The organism is Nitratireductor aquimarinus, assembly GCF_017255295.1.
Taxonomy (GTDB): Bacteria; Pseudomonadota; Alphaproteobacteria; order Rhizobiales; family Rhizobiaceae; genus Nitratireductor; species Nitratireductor aquimarinus.
In genome coordinates, this window is record NZ_JAFKDE010000002.1 from 634,104 (window position 1) to 655,769 (window position 21,666).

Here is a 21,666-nt window from a genome sequence, read left to right on the forward strand (position 1 = left end):
AGCCCTTCGCATTCCGGCCGCGCGTCTGATATAGAGCATGATCTGGACGGGTGGGAACCGGTTTTCCACTCAAACCGCATGGAAATTGATTGTCGATGACGGGTTTTCTGGCAATTGCCGCCGAAATCTGTCATTTCTCCGCTGCCTTTTGCCGGTTGAACTTCAGTCGGCTTCGGGCGCGCGCAGATTCACGGGGCATGTCACTTGGTCAATTATCGTCTTTTCGTCAGTTCCATACTGCTTTCCGCCGCCGCTTTTGTTTCCGGCTGTCAATCCGATGACGCAACCGGGGGCATGAACCTGCAGTCCGGCAACAACACGCAGACCCAGGTCGCGCAGACGGGCGATCAGCCGGTCGAGACGATCCTCGAGAGCGAGCTGCGCGCCTATTGCCCGTCTGTTTCGCTGCGCGAGGGCACGGCCTATTTCACCACCTACAAGAAGGGTGCGCAGGGCGAGGCCGGTCAGGAAATCTATCAGGCGTCCATCACCGATGTGACGCGCAAGTGCAGCTACAACAATGGCGCGTTCAGCATGACGGTCGCCGTTGCCGGCCGCGTGGTGCCGGGCCCGCTTGGCAAGACCGGAACGATCACCATGCCGATCCGCATCGTCGCATTACGCGCCGGTGAGGTGGTCTATTCCAAGCTGTTCAAGCACCAGGTCTCCATCGGCGATACGGCCGGCGCGACGCAGTTCATCTTCAACGACCCGAATGTCACGATTGCCGGCAAGCCCGACCGCAGCGTGCAGCTGATGGTCGGCTATGACGAAGGTCCGACCAGCGGTCGCTAGAGCAGCGGCAGCATTGCGGGATAAAGAAAAAAGCGGGAGCCGGGCTCCTGCTTTTTTTATTTGAATATCAGTCGTTTCCGATTCCCGTTTGAATCGGAATTTCAGGAACGGTCGCTCAGGCGTCTTCCGCCCATTCAGTGAGCGCGGCCAGAACGGCAATCAGGTCCTGGAAACGGTGGATGACCGTCTCGGCTCCGGCTTCCATCAGAAGGTCGGCATGGCCCGGCTGGATGTGCGAACCGCCGGTAAAGCCGATGACGCGCATGCCTGCGGCCCTGGCTCCGGCAATGCCGTGCACGGAGTCTTCGATGACGAAGCAGTTTTCCGGCTTGGCTCCCATTTTCTCGGCGGCGTAGAGGAAGACATCGGGCGCAGGCTTTGGCTGGCGCGTCGGTGTCTCAAGAGCCGAATAGATGTGGCCATTGAAGAGGGGCAGCAATTGCGTGCGGGTGAGCATCGCTTCCACCCGGTCATGGCTCGAATTGGAGCAGACACATTTGGGCAGGGGAATGCGGGCCACTGCCTCGTGGACGCCGTCGATGGCCTTTACGTCCTTGCGCACCTTCCGGTCCACCTCGCTTTCGGCGCGGTCGATCAGCGTGGCCTGAAGCGGGGCTTCGGCATTTTCCTCGATGGACAGGAGAATGTCCTTGAAGGTGAGGCCCGCATAGCGGCTGGCAAGCTCTTCCGGCGTGATCTCGAAACCGGCCTCGGTCAGCACGCGCGCTTCGACGCGCGAGGCGATGATTTCCGAATCGACGAGAACGCCATCGCAATCGAAGATGACGAGTTCGGGAGCTGGCATGGCAAGACCTGTCCTTTTGGGGAAGCGGATGAATAAGCTCGGGGCGGCATAGCCCTTATGCCGCCCCGAAACAACTGTCCGGCAGGTATCGTCGCGCCTTCGGGCTATTCTATGACGATCCCGGTGCGCTTGCCGGCAGCCACCGCCGCCTTTTGGCGCTGAGTGTTTTCTAACGGCCCTGAATGTCTTTCTTGCCCTTGAGAAATTTGATCCGGCAAGCGCCGGGAGCGGAGACAAAGAGAGCAGCTGCAACACCGACCTCGCAATTCGCTTCGAGTCCTTACGGAATATTTACCATCTTCCGTAACCATAACGGCAGGTTAATAGTCCGAGTTAGAGGTCAGTCCATGTCCGCCGTGCGTCGTATCGATGAGCTTGCCCCCGAACCAAAGAAGGCCGAATGGCTCGATACGATCATTAAGGGGGACTGCGTTGCAGCTCTCGATCGTTTGCCCGAGAAATCCGTCGACGTGATCTTTGCCGATCCGCCCTACAATCTGCAGCTTGGTGGTGATCTGCACCGTCCGGACCAGTCGCGGGTCGATGCGGTGGATGACGCCTGGGACCAGTTCGACAGCTTTGCCGCCTATGACGCGTTCACCCGTGCATGGATGCTGGCCGCGCGCCGCGTTCTGAAGCCGAATGGCACGATCTGGGTGATCGGCTCGTATCACAACATTTTCCGCGTCGGCACGGTGATGCAGGATCTGGGCTACTGGCTGCTCAACGACATTGTGTGGCGCAAGACCAACCCGATGCCGAACTTCCGCGGCCGCCGGTTCCAGAACGCGCATGAGACGATGATCTGGGCCTCGCGCGACAAGTCGACCAAGGGCTACACCTTCAATTACGAAGCGCTCAAGGCGGCCAATGACGATGTGCAGATGCGCTCGGACTGGCTGTTCCCGATCTGCACGGGCAAGGAACGCCTGAAGAATGATGACGGCGGCAAGCTGCACCCGACGCAGAAGCCGGAAGCGCTTTTGGCGCGCGTCATGATGGCTTCGACCAAGCCGGGCGACGTGGTGCTCGATCCGTTCTTCGGCTCCGGCACAACCGGCGCGGTTGCCAAGCGCCTCGGCCGTCACTTCGTGGGCATCGAGCGTCAGGACGAGTACATCCAGGCGGCCAGCGAACGGATCGCCGGCATCGAGCCGCTGAACGAGATGGATCTGGCGCAGATGCAGGGCAAGCGCGCCGCGCCGCGCGTGGCCTTCGGCAGCCTGCTTGAGGCCGGTCTCATGCAGCCGGGCACGCAGCTTTGCGATTCCAAGCGTCGCTGGACGGCCAATGTGCGCGCGGATGGCACCATCGCCATCGGTGACGAGGCAGGGTCGATCCACCGCATCGGCGCACGTGTTCAGGGACTTGAGGCCTGCAATGGCTGGACGTTCTGGCACTTCGAGGAAGAAGGCTGCCTGAAACCGATCGACAGCCTGCGTCAGATCATGCGTGACAACATGCAGGGCGTTGCCGCCTGAGCATGAAGACAGGCGACTTCAGGGAGAAGCCTGAAGTCGCTTTTTTCATGGGAATACAGGCAGGTGGAGCGCTTTTGCGACTCTCTGCGTGATTCTTCGCATTGACCGTTAAACGGCGAAACCATACCCGCCGAGATCGGCGCGCAGTTTCTCCGCTCCGGTGAAATGAACGGCCTGCCAGCCGGCGGCCTTCGCCCCTTCCACATTCTTTTCGCTGTCATCGATGAACAGGGTCGCCTGCGGTTCCAGACCGAAATTCCCGGCATGGGTGTCGTAGATTGCGCGGTCGGGTTTGATGATGCCGATCTCGCCGGAAACGGTGACGCCGCGCGGCTTCTCCAAAAAGGGATAGCGCCTGCGCGCCTCGGCATAGGTGTCGGCTGCGAAATTGGTCAGCATGGTCACGTCGTGCCCGGCGTCGACGAGCTTCTCCAGAAGCGCGACCGAATCATCATAGGCGTGCGGGACCATTTCGTGCCAGTGACGGCGGAAGGCGCGGATGTTGTCTTCCTCGTGCGGGTGTTCGGCGATGAGCAGGGCCTCGGCCTCGCGCCAGTCGCGCCCGCGATCCTGCTCCACGTTCCACGCACCGGTGCAGACGTTTTCAAGAAACCAGCGGCGTGCGCCGTCATCCGGGATCAGGCGGCGATAGGGGATTTCCGGGTCGTAGTGCAGCAGCACTTTGCCGATATCGAAGACGATGTGGCGGATCTCACTCATGCGGTTCTATCCCTGTCTGCGTTTCTTCGTGGCTCCGGGTATTGCAGCTTCTATTGCTTTTTTCATGACGGTTGGCAGCGCCTCGCCCGGAAGGGCGTCGGGGGCGGACCACCAGCCATCGCCGGCTGGCGCATTTTGCGGCAGTTCAGCGCGGAAGACGGAAAGTTCGAGGGCAAAATGGGTGAAGACGTGGCGGATCGCGCCGGCCGCCTGCCAGTCGGCGGGGAAGGGCGCTGCGGTGGTGTCGCAGACGCCATCCTGCCGCGCGGTCCACTGGCTGCCGGGCACTTCGGTCATGCCGCCCAGAAGGCCCTGCGGCGGACGCTGGCGCAGGAGCACCGCGCCATCGGCGCGCATGGCGACGAAGGCCGCACCCTTGCGGACGGGCTTTTCCGTTTTGGGAGCCTTCACGGGGAAGCGCTCGGCAGTGCCTTCGCGCCGGGCCGTGCAGCCCTCCGTGATGGGGCAGAGCACACAGGCGGGTTTGCGTGGCGTGCAGATCGTCGCGCCCAGATCCATCATGGCCTGCGCGAAATCGCCGGGCCGGTCGTGCGGCAATGCCGCGGCGACACGGGTGCGGATTTCCGGCTTTGCCTGCGGCAGCGGGGTCTCGATCGAGAAAAGCCGGGTGATGACGCGCTCGATATTGCCATCCACTACGGCGGCGGGTTGATTGAAGGCGATGGCGGACACGGCGGCGGCCGTGTAATCGCCGATGCCCGGCAGCGCCTTGAGGCCGGTCTCGGTGTCGGGAAAGCGGCCGCCATGTTCGGCAGCAACGGTCTCGGCGCATTTCTTGAGATTGCGGGCGCGCGAATAGTAGCCGAGCCCCGCCCAGGCCTTCATCACGTCGTCGGTTTCGGCGGCGGCGAGCGCCTCGACGGTGGGCCAGGCCTCTACGAAAGCCTCGAAATAGCTTTTGACCGCGCCGACCGTGGTTTGCTGGAGCATGATCTCGGACAGCCAGACCCGGTAGGGATCGGGCAGGACGCCGACAAGGGTTTCATGCGGCGGGGTGCGCCAGGGCAGGTGCCGGTGGTGGCGGTCGTACCAGGCCAGAAGCGGGCGCGAAAAATCGGTCGAAGATGCTTGCGCGTCGGTGACCGACGCTTCCGTGCGTGCCATACTGGAGAGGAACTCAATATGCGTTGCGGATCAATTCGAGAAATCATGTCATGACAGGGAAGAGGCGTTACGGCAATCCCGTTGCGGTGAGCGACATCGCCACCGGTATTCTCGACCCGGTGATGCGCAAGCGCGCCGGGCTTTCGGTGGAACTGGTGCAGTCGTGGAGCGAGATCGTGGGCGAGCGGCTGGCGCTCAGCACACAGCCCGAAAAGCTCGCATGGCCGCGTCGCCGGCACGAGGACGATCCGTTTGAGCCGGCCACGCTGGTGATCGCCTGCGAGGGGGCGGCGGCTTTGCGCCTGCAGCACGAGACGGGCGAGGTGATTGGCCGGGTGAATGCGTTTCTGGGCTTTGCAGCCGTGGGGCGCGTGAAGATTGTTCAAAAGCCGGTAAAGGTTGCGCCACAGCGCCGCCCGCGCCCGAAGCGGGCACTGACCGCCCCGGAGAACGAGCGGATAGATCAGCTGACCGCAGGCATTGAGGATGATGCGCTGCGGCAATCGCTCCAGAAACTGGGTGAGAGCATTGCGCGCAAGCGCGGGTGAGCCGATCACCAAAACGTGATAGGGCGCTTGCTTTAGAAAATGACGCGCTTGACCCAAATTCGCCCGAAACGCCCGCTTTGTGGCGTTACGCTAGGCAACACTCCAAGACGAACAGGTGATTCTTCATGTCCGAAATGATCCAGCGCCGCAGACTTCTTCTCTCCATGGCCGCCTTGCCGGCGCTTGGACTGGGACTGGCCGCGTGCTCCGACACCAATGCCGAAGCCAATGCGGGCAAGCCCGGGACGGATCCGGTGACGACCGCTTCGGTGGATGCGCCTGCCTCGACCGGTTCGGTGGACATGGAGAAGCTGCTTGAAGAGGGCGCGCTCGAAGACAAGGTGCTGGGCGACGAGAACGCGCCGGTGACCATCGTCGAATATGCCTCGATGACCTGCAGCCACTGCGCCACCTTCCACGTGCGGACCTATCCGGAACTGAAGAAGAAATACATCGACACGGGCAAGGTGCGCTTCATCATGCGCGAGTTCCCGTTCGACCCGCGCGCGGAAGCCGGTTTCATGCTGGCGCGCTGCTCGGGCGACAATTACCACGCCATGGTCGACGTTCTGTTCAAGCAGCAAAACAACTGGGCGCCGGTGCAGGATGCGCAGACCGCGCTTCTGAACATCTCCAAGCTTGCCGGTTTCTCGAAGGAGAGCTTTGAGGCCTGCCTGACCGATCAGGAGCTTCTGACCAAGGTGCGCGCAGTGCGTACGCGCGGTGCGGAAGAATTCGGCATCGACGCGACGCCGACCTTCTTCATCAACGGCAAGAAATATTCCGGCGCGCTGTCCATTGATGAAATTTCTGCCGTAATCGACGGTATGCTCTAAGAGCGACTGATTTCGCCACCGGCTCCGGCCGGTGGCGCTTTGTTTAAAAGGTTTGATTTATGCGTTTGTTTTCGGCGCGACCCGGAGTTTTTTCCGGGCGCGGCCACGAGGGCAGCCATGGGGACGATCATCGTGGTGGTCGTCATTTTTTGAAGTCTCTGGCGCTTGTTCTGGCGCTCTTTGGAACCGGATTTTCTGCTGATCGAACCATGGCGGCGATGGCTGCCGGGGTGGACGCTGAATTGCTGCTCGAGGCCGGTGGCCTTGAGGAGAAGGTGCTCGGAGAAGCCGGCGCGCCGGTGACGATCGTGGAATATGCGTCGATGACCTGCGCTCATTGCGCGCGCTATCACACCGAGACGTTGCCGGAGCTCAAGCGCAAATATATCGAGACGGGCAGGGTGCGCTACATTGTGCGCGGCATCCCGACAGACCCGCGCGCGGAAGCCGGTCTGATGCTTGCCTATTGCTCGAAAGGCAATTATTTCAACGTCTCCGATCTCCTTTACAAAACCCAGTCTGAGTGGGCCTGGGCCAAGGATGGGCGCTCTGCCCTGTTGAAAACCGCCAGAATTGCGGGATTCTCACAGAAGAGCTTCGAAGCTTGCTTGACGGACCGCGAGCTTCTGGATGAAGTCAGAGCAATGCGCAATTGGGGTTTGGAGCGCCTGGGGATCGAGGCCGTTACTACGTTCTTCATCAATGGGATGAAGCATTCGGGAGCCATGTCGATTGACGAAATGTCGGCGATCATCGACGGCATGCTTTAGCGGGCAACGCAATTGCCTGCCGCTTTCGCGCGCGCTGGTGCGGGTGAGGGCGGCATGAAGTTCACCAAACTGCGCCTTCTGGGCTTCAAATCCTTTGTCGAGCCGGGTGAGTTCATCATCGAAAGTGGGCTGACCGGTGTGGTCGGGCCGAATGGCTGCGGCAAGTCCAATCTGGTCGAAGCGCTGCGCTGGGTGATGGGCGAAAGCTCATACAAGAACATGCGCGCCTCCGGCATGGACGACGTGATCTTCTCGGGCTCGGGAACACGCCCGGCGCGCAACACGGCCGAGGTGACGCTCTTTCTCGACAACAGCGACCGCACCGCGCCGGCCTCCTACAATGATGCGGATGAATTGCAGGTTTCGCGCCGGATCGAGCGCGAGGCGGGGTCGGTCTATCGCATCAACGGTAAGGAAGCGCGCGCGCGTGACGTGCAGCTTCTGTTCGCCGACCAGTCAACCGGCGCACGTTCGCCCTCCATGGTGGGGCAGGGGCGCATTGGCGAACTGATCCAGGCAAAGCCGCAGGCGCGCAGGGCGCTTCTGGAAGAGGCGGCCGGCATTTCCGGCCTGCACTCGCGCCGCCATGAGGCCGAACTCAGACTGCGCGGTGCAGAGCAGAATCTCGAGCGGCTCGACGATGTGGTGAGCGAGCTCGACAGCCAGATAGAAAGCCTGAAGCGCCAGGCCCGCCAGGCATCGCGCTTCAAGAAGCTCTCCGCAGAAGTGCGCAAGGCCGAGGCTATCCTGCTTCATCTGCGCTGGTCCTCGGCCAAGAGCCAGGAGGCGGAGGCGCAGAGCGCGCTTTCGCAGGCGACCGCGCTGGTTGGCGAAACTGCATCGGGCCAGATGGAAGCCGCCAAGGCGCAGGCGATTGGCGCGCACAAGCTGCCGGAACTGCGCGATGCGGAAGCCGCCGCCGCCGCCGCCCTGCAGCGCCTGACCATTGCGCGCACGCAGATCGAGGAAGAGGCAAAGCGCGTTCAGGCGCGAACGCAGGAATTGCAGAAGCGGATCGATCAGCTCAACGCGGACGTTGCGCGTGAAGAGCAGATGGTGCGCGACAATGCGGAAGCGCTGGCGCGGCTTGCCGAAGAAGAAGAGACGCTGAAAGAGGCCGAGGACGGCGCGGAAGGCCGCGATATCGAACTGCAGAATGTGTTCGAGACGGTTTCCGAGGAGCTTTCGGCAGCGGAAGAGCTGCTTTCGCGGCTGACGGCGGAGAAGGCCGAGGCATCGGCGACGCGTCAGCAGGCCGAGCGCGCGATCCGCGAGCAGGCCGAGCGCCGGGACCGGCTGGCGCGGCAGGTTGCGACCATGGATGCCGAGCTGCAGGAAATCACGGGCCGGATTGCCGGTCTGCCTGACCCGGCTGAAAAGCGGCTACTGATGGAAGAAGCCGCGGAACGCGTGGAGATGGCCGAAGGCGCGGCTGCGGAATGCGAAGAGCGGGTCGCTGCCGCGCGTGAGACGGAACAGGCTGCCCGCCCGCCGTTGCAGGAAGCGCGCTCCGAGCTTGGGCGTGTGGAGACGGAAGCGCAGACGCTGCGCAAGATCCTGAACGCCGGCGGCGCGGATCTTTATCCGGCGGTGCTTGAGCAATTGCGCGTGGAGCGCGGCTTCGAGACCGCGCTGGGCGCGGCGCTGGGCGAAGATCTGGACGTGCCGCTCGACAGTGCGGCTCCGGTCTATTGGGGGCCGTCCGGGGTTTCGGCGGATGATCCGGCGCTGCCGGAAGGCGTCATGGCGCTCGCTTCCGTGGTGAAGGCCCCGGAACAGCTTGCGCGCCGGCTCTCGCAGATCGGCATCGTGGATGCGGAAGACGGGCCGCGCCTTCAGAAGCTTCTGAAGACCGGGCAGCGTCTGGTGGCGCGCGATGGCGCACTGTGGCGGTGGGACGGCTACCGCGCCAGCGCGGATGCGCCGACGGCTGCGGCGCAGAGGCTGGCGCAGAAGAACCGGCTTGCCGAACTAGATGGCGAAGTGATCGAGGCGACGGCGCGACTGCACGCGGCGGAGACAGCGCTGGCGGATGCGGAACACGCGGTGAAGGCTGCGGTGGAAGCCGAGCGGCGCACCCGTGAAGAAGGGCGCGAAGCGCAGGCGGCGCTCGGCCGCGCACGCGATGCGCTGGCGAGTGCGGAGAGGGCGGCAGGCGAGCTTTCCAGCCGCCGGATGAGCCTAGAAGAAGCGCGTGGCCGCGTTGTCGAGGATCATGAAGAGGCCGTGGCTTCGACCATGGCCGCCGAAGAGGCGCTGGAGAGCGCGCCCGACATCACCGAATTGCAGGCGCGGCTTGATCAGCAGTTTGCCGGGGTTTCGGCAAAGCGCGCGGCGGTGGCCGAGGCGCGGGCAGCCTATGAGGGATTGCGGCGCGAGGCCGATGCGCGCCGGCGCAGGCTCGAGGCGATTGCCGCCGAACGGCGCAGCTGGCAGTCGCGCGTGGAAAATGCTGACCGGCACACGGCAGCGCTTCTGCAGCGCAGAGGCGACACCGAAGCGGAGCTGGAAGAACTGGCCGAGGCTCCCGAAGAGATCGAGATGCGTGGCCGCGCGCTGCTTTCCGAAATTTCAAAGGCGGAAAATCTGCGCAAGGAAGCTGCCGACAAGCTGCAGGAAGCAGAGAACCGGCAGGCGGAGCTGGACAAGCTGGCGACCGCAAGCATCCAGTCACTTTCCTCGGCGCGCGAAAGCCGCGCCCGCGCGGAAGAACGCGTGACGGCGGCGGAAGAGCGGCGCAAGGAAGCCGAGGCGCGTATTCAGGAAGTGCTGAATGTGCCGCCGCACAAGGTGCTGGCCATGGCGGAGCTGGAACCGGATGCGCCCATGCCGGAGATCGCCGATGTGGAGCGGCGTCTCGAACGCTTCAAGATTGAGCGCGAGCGGCTCGGCGCGGTCAATCTCAGGGCTGAGGAAGAGCAGTCGGAACTCAGCGAACGGCACGGCACCATCGTGACCGAGCGCGAGGACGTGATCGAGGCGATCCGCAAGCTGCGGCTGGCCATCCAGAACCTGAACAAGGAAGGCCGCGAGCGCCTTCTGGCCGCCTTCGATGTGGTCAATGAGCAGTTCCAGCGCCTGTTCACCCACCTTTTCGGCGGCGGCACGGCGGAGTTGCAGCTGATCGAGTCCGATGATCCGCTGGAGGCGGGACTGGAAATTCTCGCGCGCCCGCCAGGCAAGCGTCCGCAGACCATGACGCTGCTTTCCGGTGGCGAGCAGGCGCTGACGGCCATGGCGCTGATCTTCGCCGTGTTCCTGACCAATCCCGCACCCATCTGCGTGCTGGACGAGGTGGACGCGCCGCTCGACGATCACAATGTCGAGCGGTTCTGCAACCTCATGGATGAGATGGCGGCCTCAACGGATACGAGGTTCGTGGTGATCACCCACAACCCGATCACCATGGCGCGCATGAACCGTCTGTTCGGCGTGACCATGGCCGAGCAGGGCGTCAGCCAGTTGGTCTCTGTCGACCTCCAGACCGCCGAGCGCCTGCGCGAGGCAGTCTAGCAACGCGTCGCGGCCTGCCTGATCCGTGGTTTCGGGAAAATCAGGATGCGTGTCGAGATGCAGGATCGCCCCGCTCGCTCTCACGTCTCGCTCCATACGGCCAGCTCATTGCCTGCCGGATCGGTGAAGTGGAAGCGCCGGCCACCGGGAAAAGAGAAGATCGGTTTGACAATCTCGCCGCCGGCTTCCCGCACGGTGGCGAGCGTCGCTTCCAGATCCTCCGAGTAAAGGACGGGGAGCGGTTTCCGGGTCGCGTCCGGCGCGCCGTCGAAGCCACCGTCGATCCCCTCGTTGAAGGCTGCGTATCCGGGACCGTAATCGGTGAAAGACCAGGAAAAGGCCCGTGCGTAAAACGCCTTGACGCTGTCGATGGTGCCGCCCGAAGCGGGCATTTCGATATAGTCGAGCTTTCCGGTCTGGCGCATGACAACCTCCATTGTTCTTGATTTGTTCTAATTCATCTTCGTCTTGCTTGCAAGTCCTGAAGCAGATGCGCCGTGCTCTCGCGAAATGTCTGTGACGGGTCTGGTAGAATGCGTCGGCAAGGTTCCCGGAAAATATTCGCGGAGACGGATGATGACGGAAGACCCTTTCGACCTTCAGCGCTTCGTGACGGCGCAGGCGGACTGCTTTGACGAGGCGCTGGGGGAGTTGCGCGCGGGGCGCAAGAGAACGCACTGGATGTGGTTCGTGTTTCCGCAATTGCGTGAGCTGGGGCGCTCGCCAACTGCATTGTTCTACGGTCTGGTTTCGCTTGATGAAGCGCGTGCCTATCTCGCGCATCCGGTTCTTGGGCCGCGCCTGTGCGCTGCTACGGAAGCGGTGATGACGGGGCCGGGTGGTTCGCTGCATGAGATTTTCGGAACGCCGGATGACCTGAAGTTTCGCTCCTGCATGACCCTTTTTGCCTGCGCCACGGAGCAGGGCGACAGGCTTTTTTGCGAAGCCATGCGGCAGCTTTGCGATGGGCGCGCGGATGAAGCGACGCTTGGTTTTCTGGGGGTTAGACCGCCGGAGTGCTGCCCGCCCGATCCATAGCGGTGGCGCGCGGGGGCGGAGGCGTGGCAGCGCGCAGCGCGCCGGGCGGCTTGCCGATGACGCGCTTGAAGGCGCGGCTGAATGCTGGCTGTGAGCCATAGCCAAGGCGGTGTGCTGCCGTTTCGATGGCCAGCCCCTCGCGGCTGATCCACTGGGCGGCGATGCGCATTCTCAGCTCCGTCAGATAGCGCACGGGCGTCATGCCGGTGACGGTCTGGAACCGCTCGGCAAAGACGGAGCGGGAGCTGCCCATTTGCCTTGCCAGTTCGGCGACGGTCCAGTCGCGACCGGGGTCGCGGTGCAGGGCGGCGATCACATGACCAAGGCGCGGATCGCGCAGCGCCGCCACCCAGCCGCTTGAGCCGCCGCAGCCGCATTCGACCCAGGAGCGGACGATGAAAGCGGAAACCACATCGGCAAGCCGCGCGAGGATGCCGGCAAAACCCGCGCGGTCTCCCCGTGTCTCACGCTCCATCGCATCGAGGATGGGCAGGATTTCCGGATAACGCTCCAGAAGCGTGGACACGCGCATGACATCGGGCATGAGTGCGACGAGCGGGTGCATGCTGCCCAGATCGAACTCCATGCATCCGGAGAAGATGAGCGCGTCGTCTTGGCGATCCGGCTCGTTCGAACAGGCAATGATCTCTTTGACATCGCGGCAGAGCGGCCTGGCCTGGAAATTCGTGATGCACTGGCTCTGAAAGTCCGGCTCGGAGAGGAGAGCGTGTTCACCGCCGCGCGGCAGAAGAACGGCGTCGCCGGTTTCAAGTGTGTGAAGCGTGTCGTCAGGGCCGCGAAGGTAGACGGGACCACGGCCCACGAAGTGAAACTGGGCCCGCCCTTCGATGGTGCCGTAGCGAATGCCGAAGGGCGGCGTGATCTGGGTGCGGTGATAGGACATCCCGTAAAGGCGCATGCCCATGAGCAATTCGCTGACCAGATCCGGATTGGCGAGTGATGGTGGTGTTTCGGCGTTTCGATCAATCATTCCGGTTTTTGTGACATGGTTCGTCCGGAATGTCCAATCTATCTCTTTTGCACTGCAAAACAGATTGCATGCGAAAGGAAAGACAGATGGACGAAGCCCCGCAGTGGACAGGCGCGCAGGCCAGCCGGCAACCGGCCTGGGGCGCAGTGATTTCGATGTCGTTAGGGTCAGGACCCATTAATATGGCCGCAATGGTCGGCCTGATTTGTGCGGATACGCGAAGCAAGGCCGCAGGAAGACTTCATGTCTTTCAAGGGCTTGCGACAAAGTAGCCCGTGCAAATCAGGCTGATCCGAAGGACGCTCGATAGACCGGCGACCTGCTGCGTCAAACCCCTTGACCGGGGGGAAACCCCGCTCTGCGGGCTGGCGTTCGGCGCCGTTCCGGTGAGCTGGTCCACGTGGCTGGCGCGGACGGTGCCGGATCAGGCCGAAAGCGCCGGCGGTCTTCTGGTGGCGGCAATCCAGTTTGCCATCGCCATTGGCGCGGCAGGTGGCGGGCTGATTTTCGATGTCGGTGGCGCGCAGGGCGTGTTCAGCGTTTCGAGCGTGGTGCTGGTACTGGCGGCGGTGATGATCTTCATCCGCGTTCGCCCGCAGGTGGTGGCAGCGCCTGCCTGACGCAGCGCGGAAAAAACAGAACGGTTGCGGGATGGGGCGAGAGCCTCGTCCCGTCTGCTTTGGCAAGCAGAAGCACTGTTGCCCTTGTCACATGTAGAACTGTTCCATTCCCGGTAAGAAAAAATCTTCTCTTCAATCGATAAAGCGGCGGATGCTCCGTTGGTTGGCCTTGCCTTGATGGTCGCTGCCGCTTAACGCTGCCTCCCGTAGCCGGTGCAGCACAAGTTCCAGGCGCCGGCAAATCGACCGGAAGGGGAATGCAGCATGACCAAGTGGGTCTATGTGTTTGGCGATGGACGTGCCGAAGGCAGCGCGGGCGAGAAAAATCTGCTCGGCGGCAAAGGCGCAAATCTGGCGGAGATGTGCAGCCTCGGGCTGCCGGTGCCGCCCGGCTTTACGATCACCACCGACCTTTGCTCCCACTATTATGCGAATGGCCGCACCTATCCGGACGCGCTGAAAACACAGGTCGAGGCCGCGCTTGACGAGGTCGGCCGGGTCGCCGCCCGCCGTTTCGGCGATGCGGGGCAGCCGCTTCTGGTTTCCGTGCGCTCGGGCGCACGCGCCTCCATGCCCGGCATGATGGACACGGTGCTCAATCTCGGCCTCAATGATGAGACGGTCGAGGCGATCGCGGCAGAAGCCGGCGATGCGCGCTTTGCCTATGACAGCTACCGCCGCTTCATCCAGATGTACTGCAATGTCGTGCTCGGGCTCGATCATGATCTCTTCGAGGAAATCCTTGAAGAGGAGAAGGCGCGGCTCGGCTACGAGGTCGATACGGAGTTTTCGGCCGAGGACTGGCAGAACGTTATTGCGCTCTACAAGGGCCGCATCGAAAGCGAGCTTGGCGCGCCATTCCCGCAGGACCCGCACGAGCAGCTGTGGGGCGCGGTGGGCGCTGTGTTCTCTTCATGGATGAACCCGCGTGCGGTGACCTATCGCCGGCTGCATGACATCCCCGAAAGCTGGGGGACGGCGGTCAATGTGCAGGCCATGGTGTTCGGCAACCGGGGCGAGGATTCGGCAACCGGCGTTGCCTTTACCCGCGATCCTTCGACCGGCGAGAAAGCGCTTTACGGCGAGTTTCTGGTCAATGCGCAGGGTGAGGATGTGGTGGCAGGCATTCGCACGCCGCAGAACATCACCGAGGCGGCGCGGCTTGCGGCGGGCTCCGACAAGCCATCGCTCGAAAAGCTGATGCCCGAGGCGTTCAACGCCTTCACCCGGATCGCCGACACGCTGGAGCGGCATTACCGCGACATGCAGGATCTGGAATTCACCATCGAGCGCGGCAAGCTGTGGATGCTGCAGACGCGCTCGGGAAAGCGCACGGCAAGTGCGGCGCTGAAAGTAGCCGTGGACATGGCCAATGAGGGGCTGATCACGCGTGACGAGGCGGTGACCCGCATCGATGCGGCGTCGCTCGACCAGCTTCTGCACCCGACCATCGATCCGTCTGCCCCGCGCGACATTATCGGCATGGGCCTGCCGGCCTCGCCGGGCGCTGCGACGGGCGAGATCGTGTTCTCGTCCGAAGCCGCCGAAGAGGCCAAGGCCGAAGGACGCCGGACCATTCTGGTGCGGGTGGAGACGAGCCCCGAGGACATTCACGGCATGCATGCCGCCGAAGGCATTCTGACGACGCGCGGCGGCATGACGAGCCACGCGGCGGTGGTGGCGCGCGGCATGGGCAAGCCCTGCGTTTCGGGTGCGGGGTCGCTGCGTGTCGATCATCGCAAGGGCGTGCTGCTCGCCATGGGGCAGATGCTCAAGGCGGGCGACACGATCACCATCGATGGTGCAACGGGGCAGGTGCTGAAGGGTGCGGTCCCCATGCTGCAGCCCGAACTTTCCGGCGATTTCTCCACCATTATGAGCTGGGCCGACGAGGCGCGGCGTATGAAGGTGCGCGCCAATGCCGAAACGCCGGCTGATGCCCGCACGGCGCGTTCCTTCGGCGCGGAGGGCATCGGCCTTTGCCGCACGGAGCACATGTTCTTCGATGATGGCCGCATCCTCGCCATGCGCGAGATGATCCTGGCCGACACCGAAAGCGACCGGCGCGCGGCCCTCGCGAAGCTTCTGCCCATGCAGCGCTCCGATTTCGTGGAGATCTTCGAGGTGATGGCCGGGCTGCCGGTCACGATCCGTCTGCTCGACCCGCCGCTGCACGAGTTCCTGCCGAAGACCGAAGAGGAAATCGGCGAGGTGGCTGCCGCCATGGGCGTTTCGGCGGAGAAACTGCGCCAGCGCACCGAGGCGCTGCATGAGTTCAACCCGATGCTCGGCCATCGCGGCTGCCGTCTGGCGATTTCCTATCCGGAGATCGCGGAGATGCAGGCGCGCGCCATCTTCGAGGCTGCGGCAGAGGCGGCTGAGAAAGCCGGCAAGCCGGTGGTGCCGGAGGTGATGGTGCCGCTCGTTAGCATGTCGGCCGAGCTGACCTTCGTGAAGAACCGCATCGACGCGGTGGCCAAAACCGTGATGGAAGAGCGCGGCATCACGCTCGACTATCTGGTCGGCACGATGATCGAGCTGCCGCGCGCGGCATTGCGGGCAGACGAGATCGCAGGCAGCGCCGAGTTCTTCTCCTTCGGGACGAACGATCTGACGCAGACCGCATTCGGCATCTCGCGTGACGATGCGGCTTCCTTCCTGGAAACCTATCGCACACGCGGCATCATCGAGCAGGACCCGTTCGTGTCGCTTGATGTGGATGGCGTTGGCGAGCTGGTGCGGATTGCCTCTGAAAAGGGACGCACGGCGCGGCCGGAAATCAAGCTCGGCATCTGCGGAGAGCATGGCGGCGACCCGGCGTCGATCCGCTTCTGCGAGACGGTGGGGCTGGACTATGTGTCGTGCTCGCCCTTCCGTGTGCCCATTGCACGGCTTGCGGCAGCGCAGGCCGCCATTCACGCGGGCAAGGGCGCAGCCTGACGCGCTCTGCCGAATGAAGCCGTCGGGGATCAGTGGGCCGCGTTACTGAACGCGGTCCAGCGTCGTTATCAGGCTGGCATAGGCATTGACGATACGCGCCACCGGCAGATCGCTGGTCTCGATGCTCTCGACATCAAGCGTGTCGCTTCCCGTCCGCTGTACCACGAGCGCATGGACAGGCGTGTCCTCGTCCTCAAGCGCAATGGCGGCAACCCAGTCGCAATCGTTCACGCCATCAAGGCGCATCTGAAACAGAAGACGCCCTTCGATCTGTTCAAGAGCGTGTTTCACCGCGCCCTCAAAACCCTGTTCGACGAAATCCTGATGTTTGAGGGCGAGCTCCAGCTCAACCAGTTCGAGCGGGCCTGCTGCCGTTTCGTTCTGTTCTAGAAGCGCAGTCTGCATGGCGGAACCTCACAACATTTTCCCACGCAACCCCTCCGACCATGACATTGTGCGCGCGAGCGTGGCTGGATTATGGCGTGTTACAATAACCTAAGAAGATGGTTATATGGTCCGGTTGTCACCTGTTTCAAGGCGCGGGTGCTGGCTGAATCATTGTCGCAGCCAATGGGTGCAAGGCCCTGAAATCTTAAACATTCCACTGAAATTGAATTTTCTGCCGATCAGCAATGCGTTATGAGGCTCTATCTCTGATGGCAATGGCGCGTTCGGTTGGGTTCATGACGGCAACATTGGTACGGCAAATGGCTCCCGCCGCTCCCTGGTGTCGAAGGCTTGCGCTCTTCTCGCTGGTTCTGCTCATCGTGTCGGGCGCATCGCATCGCTTCGGACTTCTGGAAACGGTTCCTTTCCTGTGGCTCCTGGGGCTGGGCGGAGCGCTTGCCTTTGTCGCCTTCATGCTCGGTGTGATGGCGCTTCTGCAGGTCTGGGAACATGGCTCTCTGGGTGCTGCAATGGCGGCGGGTGGAATGTTCGTCGCGGCCATTGCGCTGGTTCCCTTCGGCATTTCCGGATACCGCTTTTTTGAACATCCGCAACTGGTCGACATCTCGACCGACCCTGAAAACCCGCCGCAAATGCCACTGGCTGCGCGGGCGCGGAGCGGCGTGATGAATGCCGTCGAGCCCATGTCTGCCGAGAGCCAGGCAATGCAGCAGCAGGACTATCCCGAGGTAACGGGGCGGCGCTACGAGTACACGGCTGACAATGTCATTGAAGTTGTGCGCGCGATGATGCGCGAGAGGGGATGGCAGCCACAGGGGCCTGAAGGGCTGCAACTTGCCGGCGCCAGCGTCACGCTGGAAGGGGTGGCGCATTCCTATCTTCTGGGGTTTCCGTCTGATGTGGCCATACGCATCGAAGACGACCAGGCCGCCACCTTCGTCGACATGCGGTCGGCGTCTCGATATGGACGCCACGATCTTGGGGACAATGCGCAGCGTATCCAGCGCTTCCTGAAGGAACTTGATGAACGCATGGCCTTCCTGGCCCCGGTCTAACGCTTCAGGCTGTTTCCGCTTTCGCCGAAATTGCTCTCGCGTTCAGCCCGGAAAATAGATCGCGTCGATTGACGGATCGTTCTCCGTCGTCACGGCCCCGCGTGCGACCAGATCTTCCAGATGGGCGAGAACGGAGAGGGCGGCTGCCCCATGAAGCCGGGGATCGGTGTCCCGGTAAATGGCCTGAACCATTTCCGTTATGGTGCGATCACCGCGCTCGATGCGGTCCAGAACGGCGCGCTCGCGCATCTTCCGGTGGGCCTTCAGGCCACGCATGAAGCGCTGGGGCATGCGGACGCGACTGCCATGGCCGGGCAGGAACACCGTGTCGTCACGCTCCAGCAGGCGATCAAGCGAGGCCATGTAATCGGACATCGCGCCGTCGGGCGGGGCGACGATGGAGGTGGCCCAGGCCATCACATGGTCTGCCGAGAAGAGCACGCCGGTTCCTTCCAGTGCGAACACCGCATGATTGGCGGCGTGGCCCGGCGTGTGGATTGCGCGCAGCGCCCAGCCATCGCCCTCGACAAGCTCGTCATCGGCGAGTGCGATGTCGGGACTGAAATCCATGTCGGCGCTGGCGTCGAGCGGGTTGGTTTCGCCAATGCGCAGCGGACGGGCGGCGCGGTGTGGGCCTTCTGCGCAGACCAGCGCGCCGGTCTCCCGCGAAAGCCTCGCGGCGAGCGGCGAGTGATCCTTGTGGGTGTGGCTGACGAAGATGTGGCTGACCGGCCGGCCGCCAATGGCCCTGAGCAGCGCCTGGAAGTGGGCTTCGTCCTCCGGGCCGGGATCGATGACGGCGAGGCTGGAGGTGCCGACGATATAGCTGTTCGTGCCGTGAAAGGTGAAGGCGCTGGGGTTGTTGACCGTAAGGCGCTGAATGTCGGGAGCGATCTCGACGGCCTCGCCATAGGCGGGGTCGAAACGCGTTTCAAATTCGAGAGCCATGGGCAACGGGTCCGAAAGTTGGATGCATGCTGGACGCCTGAAAAGCGCATTCAGGTTGCCGCATATCATGGAACCGCTTATAGGAGAAGGAAAGCGGAACAACTCGCATAAAGCATGAACGGAGACGCCATGTCGCTCGCTATCGCATCCAGATCCCTCGTGTCGCAGTCGCTGCCCGACAATGCAGCACGACGCCTGACCACCCAGCTCTTCCTCGCCGTGGGCGCAACGCTCCTGCTGGCGCTGTCGGCAAAGACGCGCGTTGTGCTTGGCCCGGTGGATCTTTCGCTGCAGACGCTGGCCGTTCTTCTGATCGGTGCAACCTTCGGCATGCGCCTCGGTGTTGCGACGCTGCTTCTCTACATGGCTGAAGGCGCGATGGGGCTGCCGGTTTTCCAGGGCACGCCGGAAAAGGGCATTGGCCTTGCATACATGATGGGACCGACGGGCGGTTACCTTCTGGGCTTTGTCGCCATGGCGGCGATTGCCGGCTGGGCGGCAGACCGCGGCTGGGACCGCAATCCGCTGAAGCTTGCCGGCGCGATGCTGGTGGCGGAGGCAGCTCTGATGGTGCTCGGCTTTGCATGGCTTGCAGGCCTGATCGGCGCTGAGAATGCCTGGCAGTTCGGCGTTGCGCCGTTCATCATGCCGGACCTGATCAAGGTGGCGCTGGCTGCCTGCTTCATGCCGGCGGCATGGGCGCTGCTGCGCGGCCTGGGCATATCGAGGCACTAAACGGACATCGAATCGCCGCTTTTACGCGGAACGGAGAGCGGGCCAGAAGGGGATGTCTGGCCCGATTTTTTTATGATTTATTTTAGTTTTTTGAGAGGAACAGCATGAGCGTGTTGGTCACTGGTGGCGCCGGTTATATCGGCAGCCATATGGTCTTGGAGCTTCTCGACCATGGAGAAGACGTGGTCGTTCTCGACCGGTTGAGCACGGGCTTTGATTGGGCGGTTCCCGAAGCGGCAACGCTGGTGGTGGGGGATATCGCCGACCAGACGCTGGTGGAGGAAATGATCCGCAAGCACGATGTGGACGCGATTATTCACTTTGCGGGCTCGATCGTGGTTCCCGAATCCGTATCCGATCCGCTGGGCTATTATCTCAACAACACGGTCAAATCCCATAGTCTGATCGAGAGCGCGGTTCGCTGCGGCGTTCCTCATTTCATCTTTTCTTCCACGGCTGCTGTTTATGGCAGCCCCGCGCGCTTCCCGGTGGGAGAAGATACCGAACTGCGCCCCGAATCGCCCTATGGCACTTCCAAGATGATGACGGAGCTCATGCTGCGGGATAGCGCAGCTGCGCACGATTTCGACTATACGGCGCTCCGCTATTTCAACGTCTCCGGCGCTGATCCGCAATTGCGCACGGGGCAGTCGACCAAGGGCGCAACGCATCTGATCAAGGTTGCCTGCGAGACCGCCACGGGAAAACGTTGTCATATGGAGGTCTTCGGAACGGATTATGAAACGCCGGACGGCACCTGCGTGCGTGATTACATTCACGTGTCCGATCTGGTGAACGCACATTACCTGGCGCTCCGTCGCATGCGCTCGGGTGGCGGCAGCCTCGTGGCCAATTGCGGCTACGGAAATGGCTACTCCGTGCTTGAGGTAATCAATGCGGTGAAAGATGTGTCGCAGACTGACTTTGATGTTCGGATTTCCGGCCGTAGACAGGGTGATGCGGTTGCCATCGTCGCGGAGGCGGAGCGGTGCCGGAGGGAACTTTCCTGGAAGCCGAAGTATGACGATCTGCGCCAGATCGTGACGCATGCGCTGAACTGGGAAAAGAAGCTTGCCGGACGGAACCGTAAATGAGGTATGCTGGCGTCAACAGGCTCTTTACGCTCGCCTGTTTCTCAATGCCGCCGGTCGTTGGGTCGGCAACAAGCGTGGTGTGGCATGGCGGCGCACTTTGGTGTGTCTTTGAAGTGCTTTCGGGACGGCGGCGGCTGAGCCCTGACAGCGCGATGCGCTGGATCGCCATGCTGATGCTGCTTTATGTGGCCGCGAACCTTATCGCCTTCCTCATCAATGATCCTTCGTGGCAGAGTGTCTACAAGCTCCTGCCGCTTGCGACCTTCGCTTTGTTTCCCTTTTCCTACTCGATCTGGACAATCGCCGACCGGGAAGACGTGGCGCAGGCCGCACTCTTGGGATCGGTTATTGCAAGTTTCGGGGCATTGATTTTTGCCTTCGTACAGTCTGAGTTTCTGGGACTGCGTGCCGAGGGTGGTGCAGGCAACGCACTTGTGTTTGCGGATGTGGCTTGTCTGGCGGGGCTCACCTGTCTGGCAGGGGGGCTCATCCTTGACAGCAAGAAGGCTCTCTTTCTCCTGCTCGCTTTCGCGGCTGCTTTTGGAGCCGTACTGCTTTCAGAGTCCCGTTCTGTCTGGCTTGTGATGATTGTGCTCGCTTTCCTGCAATTGTTCATTTTCCGCGCGCGCGTCTTTACGGTTCTGAGAGGGCATGTGCTTGCGCTGCTGGGCGTAGCCTTGCTGTTGCTGGTCTTGACTTCCGGCCTGATTGTCAGCCGTTTCGATGCCCTTTGGCAGAACGTCGACAGGCTTATGGCCGGAGGGGATTACAACACCTCAATCGGACTGCGGGTGGCGCTCTGGGAAAGCGGTGTTCGGCTCTTTGCCGAGAGCCCGATTCTCGGCCACGGGATGCAGAACACCTCGGCGCTCATCAAGGAACATGTGCTGCGGGATTTCGGCATTGAGGTTGGGTTCACCCATTTTCACAACGGCTTCATGACCATCTTTATCGAGGGTGGCATTGTGGCGGGCTGTGCGGTGATCGCGATGTTCGCGGTGATCACCGTCTATGCGATAAAGAGCCTCGGGAACAAAGAGGACCCGCTCGCCCGCCTCGGCGGCGCGATGCTGCTCATGCTTGCAGCGGTCTATGCCGGAGGTGGCAGCGTGAACGTCATGTTCGGCCATGACATTCTTGACACGGTCTTCATGGTCTTTCTGATCGTGGGGCTGTTCCTGGCGCGGGGAACCTCGCGCCTGACCGATGCGGATCGGGCTGAAAGGCCTTGATGATCTGACGTC

20 protein-coding genes are annotated in these 21,666 nt (G+C 62.5%); 13 read left to right on the forward strand and 7 right to left on the reverse strand.

Annotation, left to right across the window (positions count from 1 at the left end; genetic code table 11):
• Positions 1-294 precede the first annotated feature (294 nt).
• Positions 295-795, forward strand: coding sequence for a hypothetical protein (locus JYP46_RS03355; RefSeq protein ID WP_222473843.1), 501 nt, complete (start codon positions 295-297; stop codon positions 793-795).
• A 115-nt stretch (positions 796-910) separates the two neighbouring features.
• Here the strand turns inward: JYP46_RS03355 and JYP46_RS03360 are convergent, their stop codons facing one another.
• On the reverse strand, positions 911-1,600 hold the full coding sequence (locus JYP46_RS03360; RefSeq protein ID WP_206545856.1) for an HAD family hydrolase: 690 nt from the start codon (positions 1,598-1,600) through the stop codon (positions 911-913).
• Positions 1,601-1,947: 347 nt separating this feature from the next.
• Here JYP46_RS03360 and JYP46_RS03365 point away from each other — a divergent pair, with 347 nt between their 5' ends.
• Positions 1,948-3,081: a site-specific DNA-methyltransferase gene (locus tag JYP46_RS03365; protein WP_206545857.1), complete on the forward strand. Its 1,134-nt coding sequence runs from the start codon at positions 1,948-1,950 to the stop codon at positions 3,079-3,081.
• A gap of 108 nt (positions 3,082-3,189) precedes the next feature.
• On the opposite strand, the gene JYP46_RS03370 is transcribed toward JYP46_RS03365, so the two are convergent.
• Positions 3,190-3,801 (reverse strand): HAD family hydrolase, encoded by a 612-nt coding sequence (locus tag JYP46_RS03370; RefSeq protein WP_206545858.1) that lies wholly within the window; start codon positions 3,799-3,801, stop codon positions 3,190-3,192.
• Between the two features lie 6 nt (positions 3,802-3,807).
• On the reverse strand, positions 3,808-4,926 hold the full coding sequence (gene mutY, locus JYP46_RS03375; protein WP_206547259.1) for an A/G-specific adenine glycosylase: 1,119 nt from the start codon (positions 4,924-4,926) through the stop codon (positions 3,808-3,810).
• Positions 4,927-4,976: 50 nt separating this feature from the next.
• On the opposite strand from mutY, the gene JYP46_RS03380 reads away from it, so the two are divergent.
• The 4 genes from JYP46_RS03380 to smc all read left to right on the forward strand — a co-directional run bounded on the left by JYP46_RS03380 (position 4,977) and on the right by smc (position 10,593).
• On the forward strand, positions 4,977-5,474 hold the full coding sequence (locus tag JYP46_RS03380) for a DUF721 domain-containing protein (RefSeq protein WP_206545860.1): 498 nt from the start codon (positions 4,977-4,979) through the stop codon (positions 5,472-5,474).
• Between the two features lie 125 nt (positions 5,475-5,599).
• The gene (locus tag JYP46_RS03385; protein WP_113154547.1) at positions 5,600-6,310 is read left to right on the forward strand and encodes a DsbA family protein; all 711 of its coding nucleotides are present in this window, start codon (positions 5,600-5,602) and stop codon (positions 6,308-6,310) included.
• Between the two features lie 59 nt (positions 6,311-6,369).
• A complete protein-coding gene (locus JYP46_RS03390; RefSeq protein ID WP_222473844.1) occupies positions 6,370-7,080 on the forward strand; it encodes a DsbA family protein in 711 nt (236 codons plus the stop codon).
• A gap of 54 nt (positions 7,081-7,134) precedes the next feature.
• The gene (gene smc / locus JYP46_RS03395) at positions 7,135-10,593 is read left to right on the forward strand and encodes a chromosome segregation protein SMC (RefSeq protein ID WP_206547260.1); all 3,459 of its coding nucleotides are present in this window, start codon (positions 7,135-7,137) and stop codon (positions 10,591-10,593) included.
• Positions 10,594-10,673: 80 nt separating this feature from the next.
• Here the strand turns inward: smc and JYP46_RS03400 are convergent, their stop codons facing one another.
• A complete protein-coding gene (locus JYP46_RS03400; protein WP_206547261.1) occupies positions 10,674-11,018 on the reverse strand; it encodes a VOC family protein in 345 nt (114 codons plus the stop codon).
• A 151-nt stretch (positions 11,019-11,169) separates the two neighbouring features.
• Between JYP46_RS03400 and JYP46_RS03405 the strand changes: the two genes are divergently transcribed.
• Positions 11,170-11,631 carry a DUF1810 domain-containing protein gene (locus tag JYP46_RS03405; RefSeq protein ID WP_206547262.1) on the forward strand — a complete coding sequence of 154 codons (462 nt, stop codon included), beginning with the start codon at positions 11,170-11,172 and terminating at the stop codon, positions 11,629-11,631.
• On the opposite strand, the gene JYP46_RS03410 is transcribed toward JYP46_RS03405, so the two are convergent.
• Positions 11,597-12,622, reverse strand: a complete 1,026-nt coding sequence (locus tag JYP46_RS03410; RefSeq protein WP_206547263.1) for an AraC family transcriptional regulator — start codon at positions 12,620-12,622, stop codon at positions 11,597-11,599. The two genes, JYP46_RS03405 and JYP46_RS03410, sit on opposite strands and share 35 nt — an antisense overlap.
• 386 nt (positions 12,623-13,008) lie before the next feature.
• Between JYP46_RS03410 and JYP46_RS03415 the strand changes: the two genes are divergently transcribed.
• A complete protein-coding gene (locus JYP46_RS03415; protein ID WP_222473846.1) occupies positions 13,009-13,242 on the forward strand; it encodes a hypothetical protein in 234 nt (77 codons plus the stop codon).
• A gap of 264 nt (positions 13,243-13,506) precedes the next feature.
• Entirely contained in the window at positions 13,507-16,182 is a 2,676-nt protein-coding gene (gene ppdK, locus JYP46_RS03420; protein WP_206547264.1) for a pyruvate, phosphate dikinase, read from the forward strand.
• Between the two features lie 42 nt (positions 16,183-16,224).
• On the opposite strand, the gene JYP46_RS03425 is transcribed toward ppdK, so the two are convergent.
• Positions 16,225-16,587 carry a hypothetical protein gene (locus JYP46_RS03425; RefSeq protein WP_113154553.1) on the reverse strand — a complete coding sequence of 121 codons (363 nt, stop codon included), beginning with the start codon at positions 16,585-16,587 and terminating at the stop codon, positions 16,225-16,227.
• A 302-nt stretch (positions 16,588-16,889) separates the two neighbouring features.
• Here JYP46_RS03425 and JYP46_RS03430 point away from each other — a divergent pair, with 302 nt between their 5' ends.
• Positions 16,890-17,645 (forward strand): DUF1499 domain-containing protein, encoded by a 756-nt coding sequence (locus JYP46_RS03430; protein ID WP_222473847.1) that lies wholly within the window; start codon positions 16,890-16,892, stop codon positions 17,643-17,645.
• Between the two features lie 42 nt (positions 17,646-17,687).
• Here the strand turns inward: JYP46_RS03430 and JYP46_RS03435 are convergent, their stop codons facing one another.
• Positions 17,688-18,593, reverse strand: coding sequence for an MBL fold metallo-hydrolase (locus tag JYP46_RS03435; RefSeq protein ID WP_206547266.1), 906 nt, complete (start codon positions 18,591-18,593; stop codon positions 17,688-17,690).
• Positions 18,594-18,722: 129 nt separating this feature from the next.
• Between JYP46_RS03435 and JYP46_RS03440 the strand changes: the two genes are divergently transcribed.
• From JYP46_RS03440 to JYP46_RS03450, 3 genes are all read left to right on the forward strand, one after another.
• Complete coding sequence (locus JYP46_RS03440; protein ID WP_206545869.1) at positions 18,723-19,328, forward strand: biotin transporter BioY; 606 nt, start codon at positions 18,723-18,725, stop codon at positions 19,326-19,328.
• A 104-nt stretch (positions 19,329-19,432) separates the two neighbouring features.
• Positions 19,433-20,422 (forward strand): UDP-glucose 4-epimerase GalE, encoded by a 990-nt coding sequence (gene galE / locus JYP46_RS03445; protein ID WP_206547267.1) that lies wholly within the window; start codon positions 19,433-19,435, stop codon positions 20,420-20,422.
• Positions 20,419-21,654 (forward strand): O-antigen ligase family protein, encoded by a 1,236-nt coding sequence (locus tag JYP46_RS03450; protein ID WP_222473848.1) that lies wholly within the window; start codon positions 20,419-20,421, stop codon positions 21,652-21,654. Before galE ends, JYP46_RS03450 begins: the two co-directional genes overlap by 4 nt.
• Positions 21,655-21,666: the final 12 nt, after the last annotated feature.

Excerpts from the sequence above, each read along its gene's own strand:
- JYP46_RS03360 (WP_206545856.1), bottom strand. The coding sequence starts at position 1,600 with ATGCCAGCTCCCGAACTCGTCATCTTCGATTGCGATGGCGTTCTCGTC.
- JYP46_RS03390 (WP_222473844.1), top strand. The coding sequence starts at position 6,370 with ATGCGTTTGTTTTCGGCGCGACCCGGAGTTTTTTCCGGGCGCGGCCAC.
- smc (WP_206547260.1), top strand. The coding sequence starts at position 7,135 with ATGAAGTTCACCAAACTGCGCCTTCTGGGCTTCAAATCCTTTGTCGAG.
- galE (WP_206547267.1), top strand. The coding sequence starts at position 19,433 with ATGAGCGTGTTGGTCACTGGTGGCGCCGGTTATATCGGCAGCCATATG.
- JYP46_RS03410 (WP_206547263.1), bottom strand. The coding sequence starts at position 12,622 with ATGATTGATCGAAACGCCGAAACACCACCATCACTCGCCAATCCGGAT.
- JYP46_RS03430 (WP_222473847.1), top strand. The coding sequence starts at position 16,890 with ATGGCTCCCGCCGCTCCCTGGTGTCGAAGGCTTGCGCTCTTCTCGCTG.
- JYP46_RS03440 (WP_206545869.1), top strand. The coding sequence starts at position 18,723 with ATGTCGCTCGCTATCGCATCCAGATCCCTCGTGTCGCAGTCGCTGCCC.
- JYP46_RS03355 (WP_222473843.1), top strand. The coding sequence starts at position 295 with ATGAACCTGCAGTCCGGCAACAACACGCAGACCCAGGTCGCGCAGACG.
- JYP46_RS03435 (WP_206547266.1), bottom strand. The coding sequence starts at position 18,593 with ATGGCTCTCGAATTTGAAACGCGTTTCGACCCCGCCTATGGCGAGGCC.
- JYP46_RS03385 (WP_113154547.1), top strand. The coding sequence starts at position 5,600 with ATGTCCGAAATGATCCAGCGCCGCAGACTTCTTCTCTCCATGGCCGCC.
- JYP46_RS03380 (WP_206545860.1), top strand. The coding sequence starts at position 4,977 with ATGACAGGGAAGAGGCGTTACGGCAATCCCGTTGCGGTGAGCGACATC.
- JYP46_RS03365 (WP_206545857.1), top strand. The coding sequence starts at position 1,948 with ATGTCCGCCGTGCGTCGTATCGATGAGCTTGCCCCCGAACCAAAGAAG.
- JYP46_RS03450 (WP_222473848.1), top strand. The coding sequence starts at position 20,419 with ATGAGGTATGCTGGCGTCAACAGGCTCTTTACGCTCGCCTGTTTCTCA.
- JYP46_RS03370 (WP_206545858.1), bottom strand. The coding sequence starts at position 3,801 with ATGAGTGAGATCCGCCACATCGTCTTCGATATCGGCAAAGTGCTGCTG.
- JYP46_RS03405 (WP_206547262.1), top strand. The coding sequence starts at position 11,170 with ATGACGGAAGACCCTTTCGACCTTCAGCGCTTCGTGACGGCGCAGGCG.
- ppdK (WP_206547264.1), top strand. The coding sequence starts at position 13,507 with ATGACCAAGTGGGTCTATGTGTTTGGCGATGGACGTGCCGAAGGCAGC.
- JYP46_RS03400 (WP_206547261.1), bottom strand. The coding sequence starts at position 11,018 with ATGCGCCAGACCGGAAAGCTCGACTATATCGAAATGCCCGCTTCGGGC.
- mutY (WP_206547259.1), bottom strand. The coding sequence starts at position 4,926 with ATGGCACGCACGGAAGCGTCGGTCACCGACGCGCAAGCATCTTCGACC.
- JYP46_RS03425 (WP_113154553.1), bottom strand. The coding sequence starts at position 16,587 with ATGCAGACTGCGCTTCTAGAACAGAACGAAACGGCAGCAGGCCCGCTC.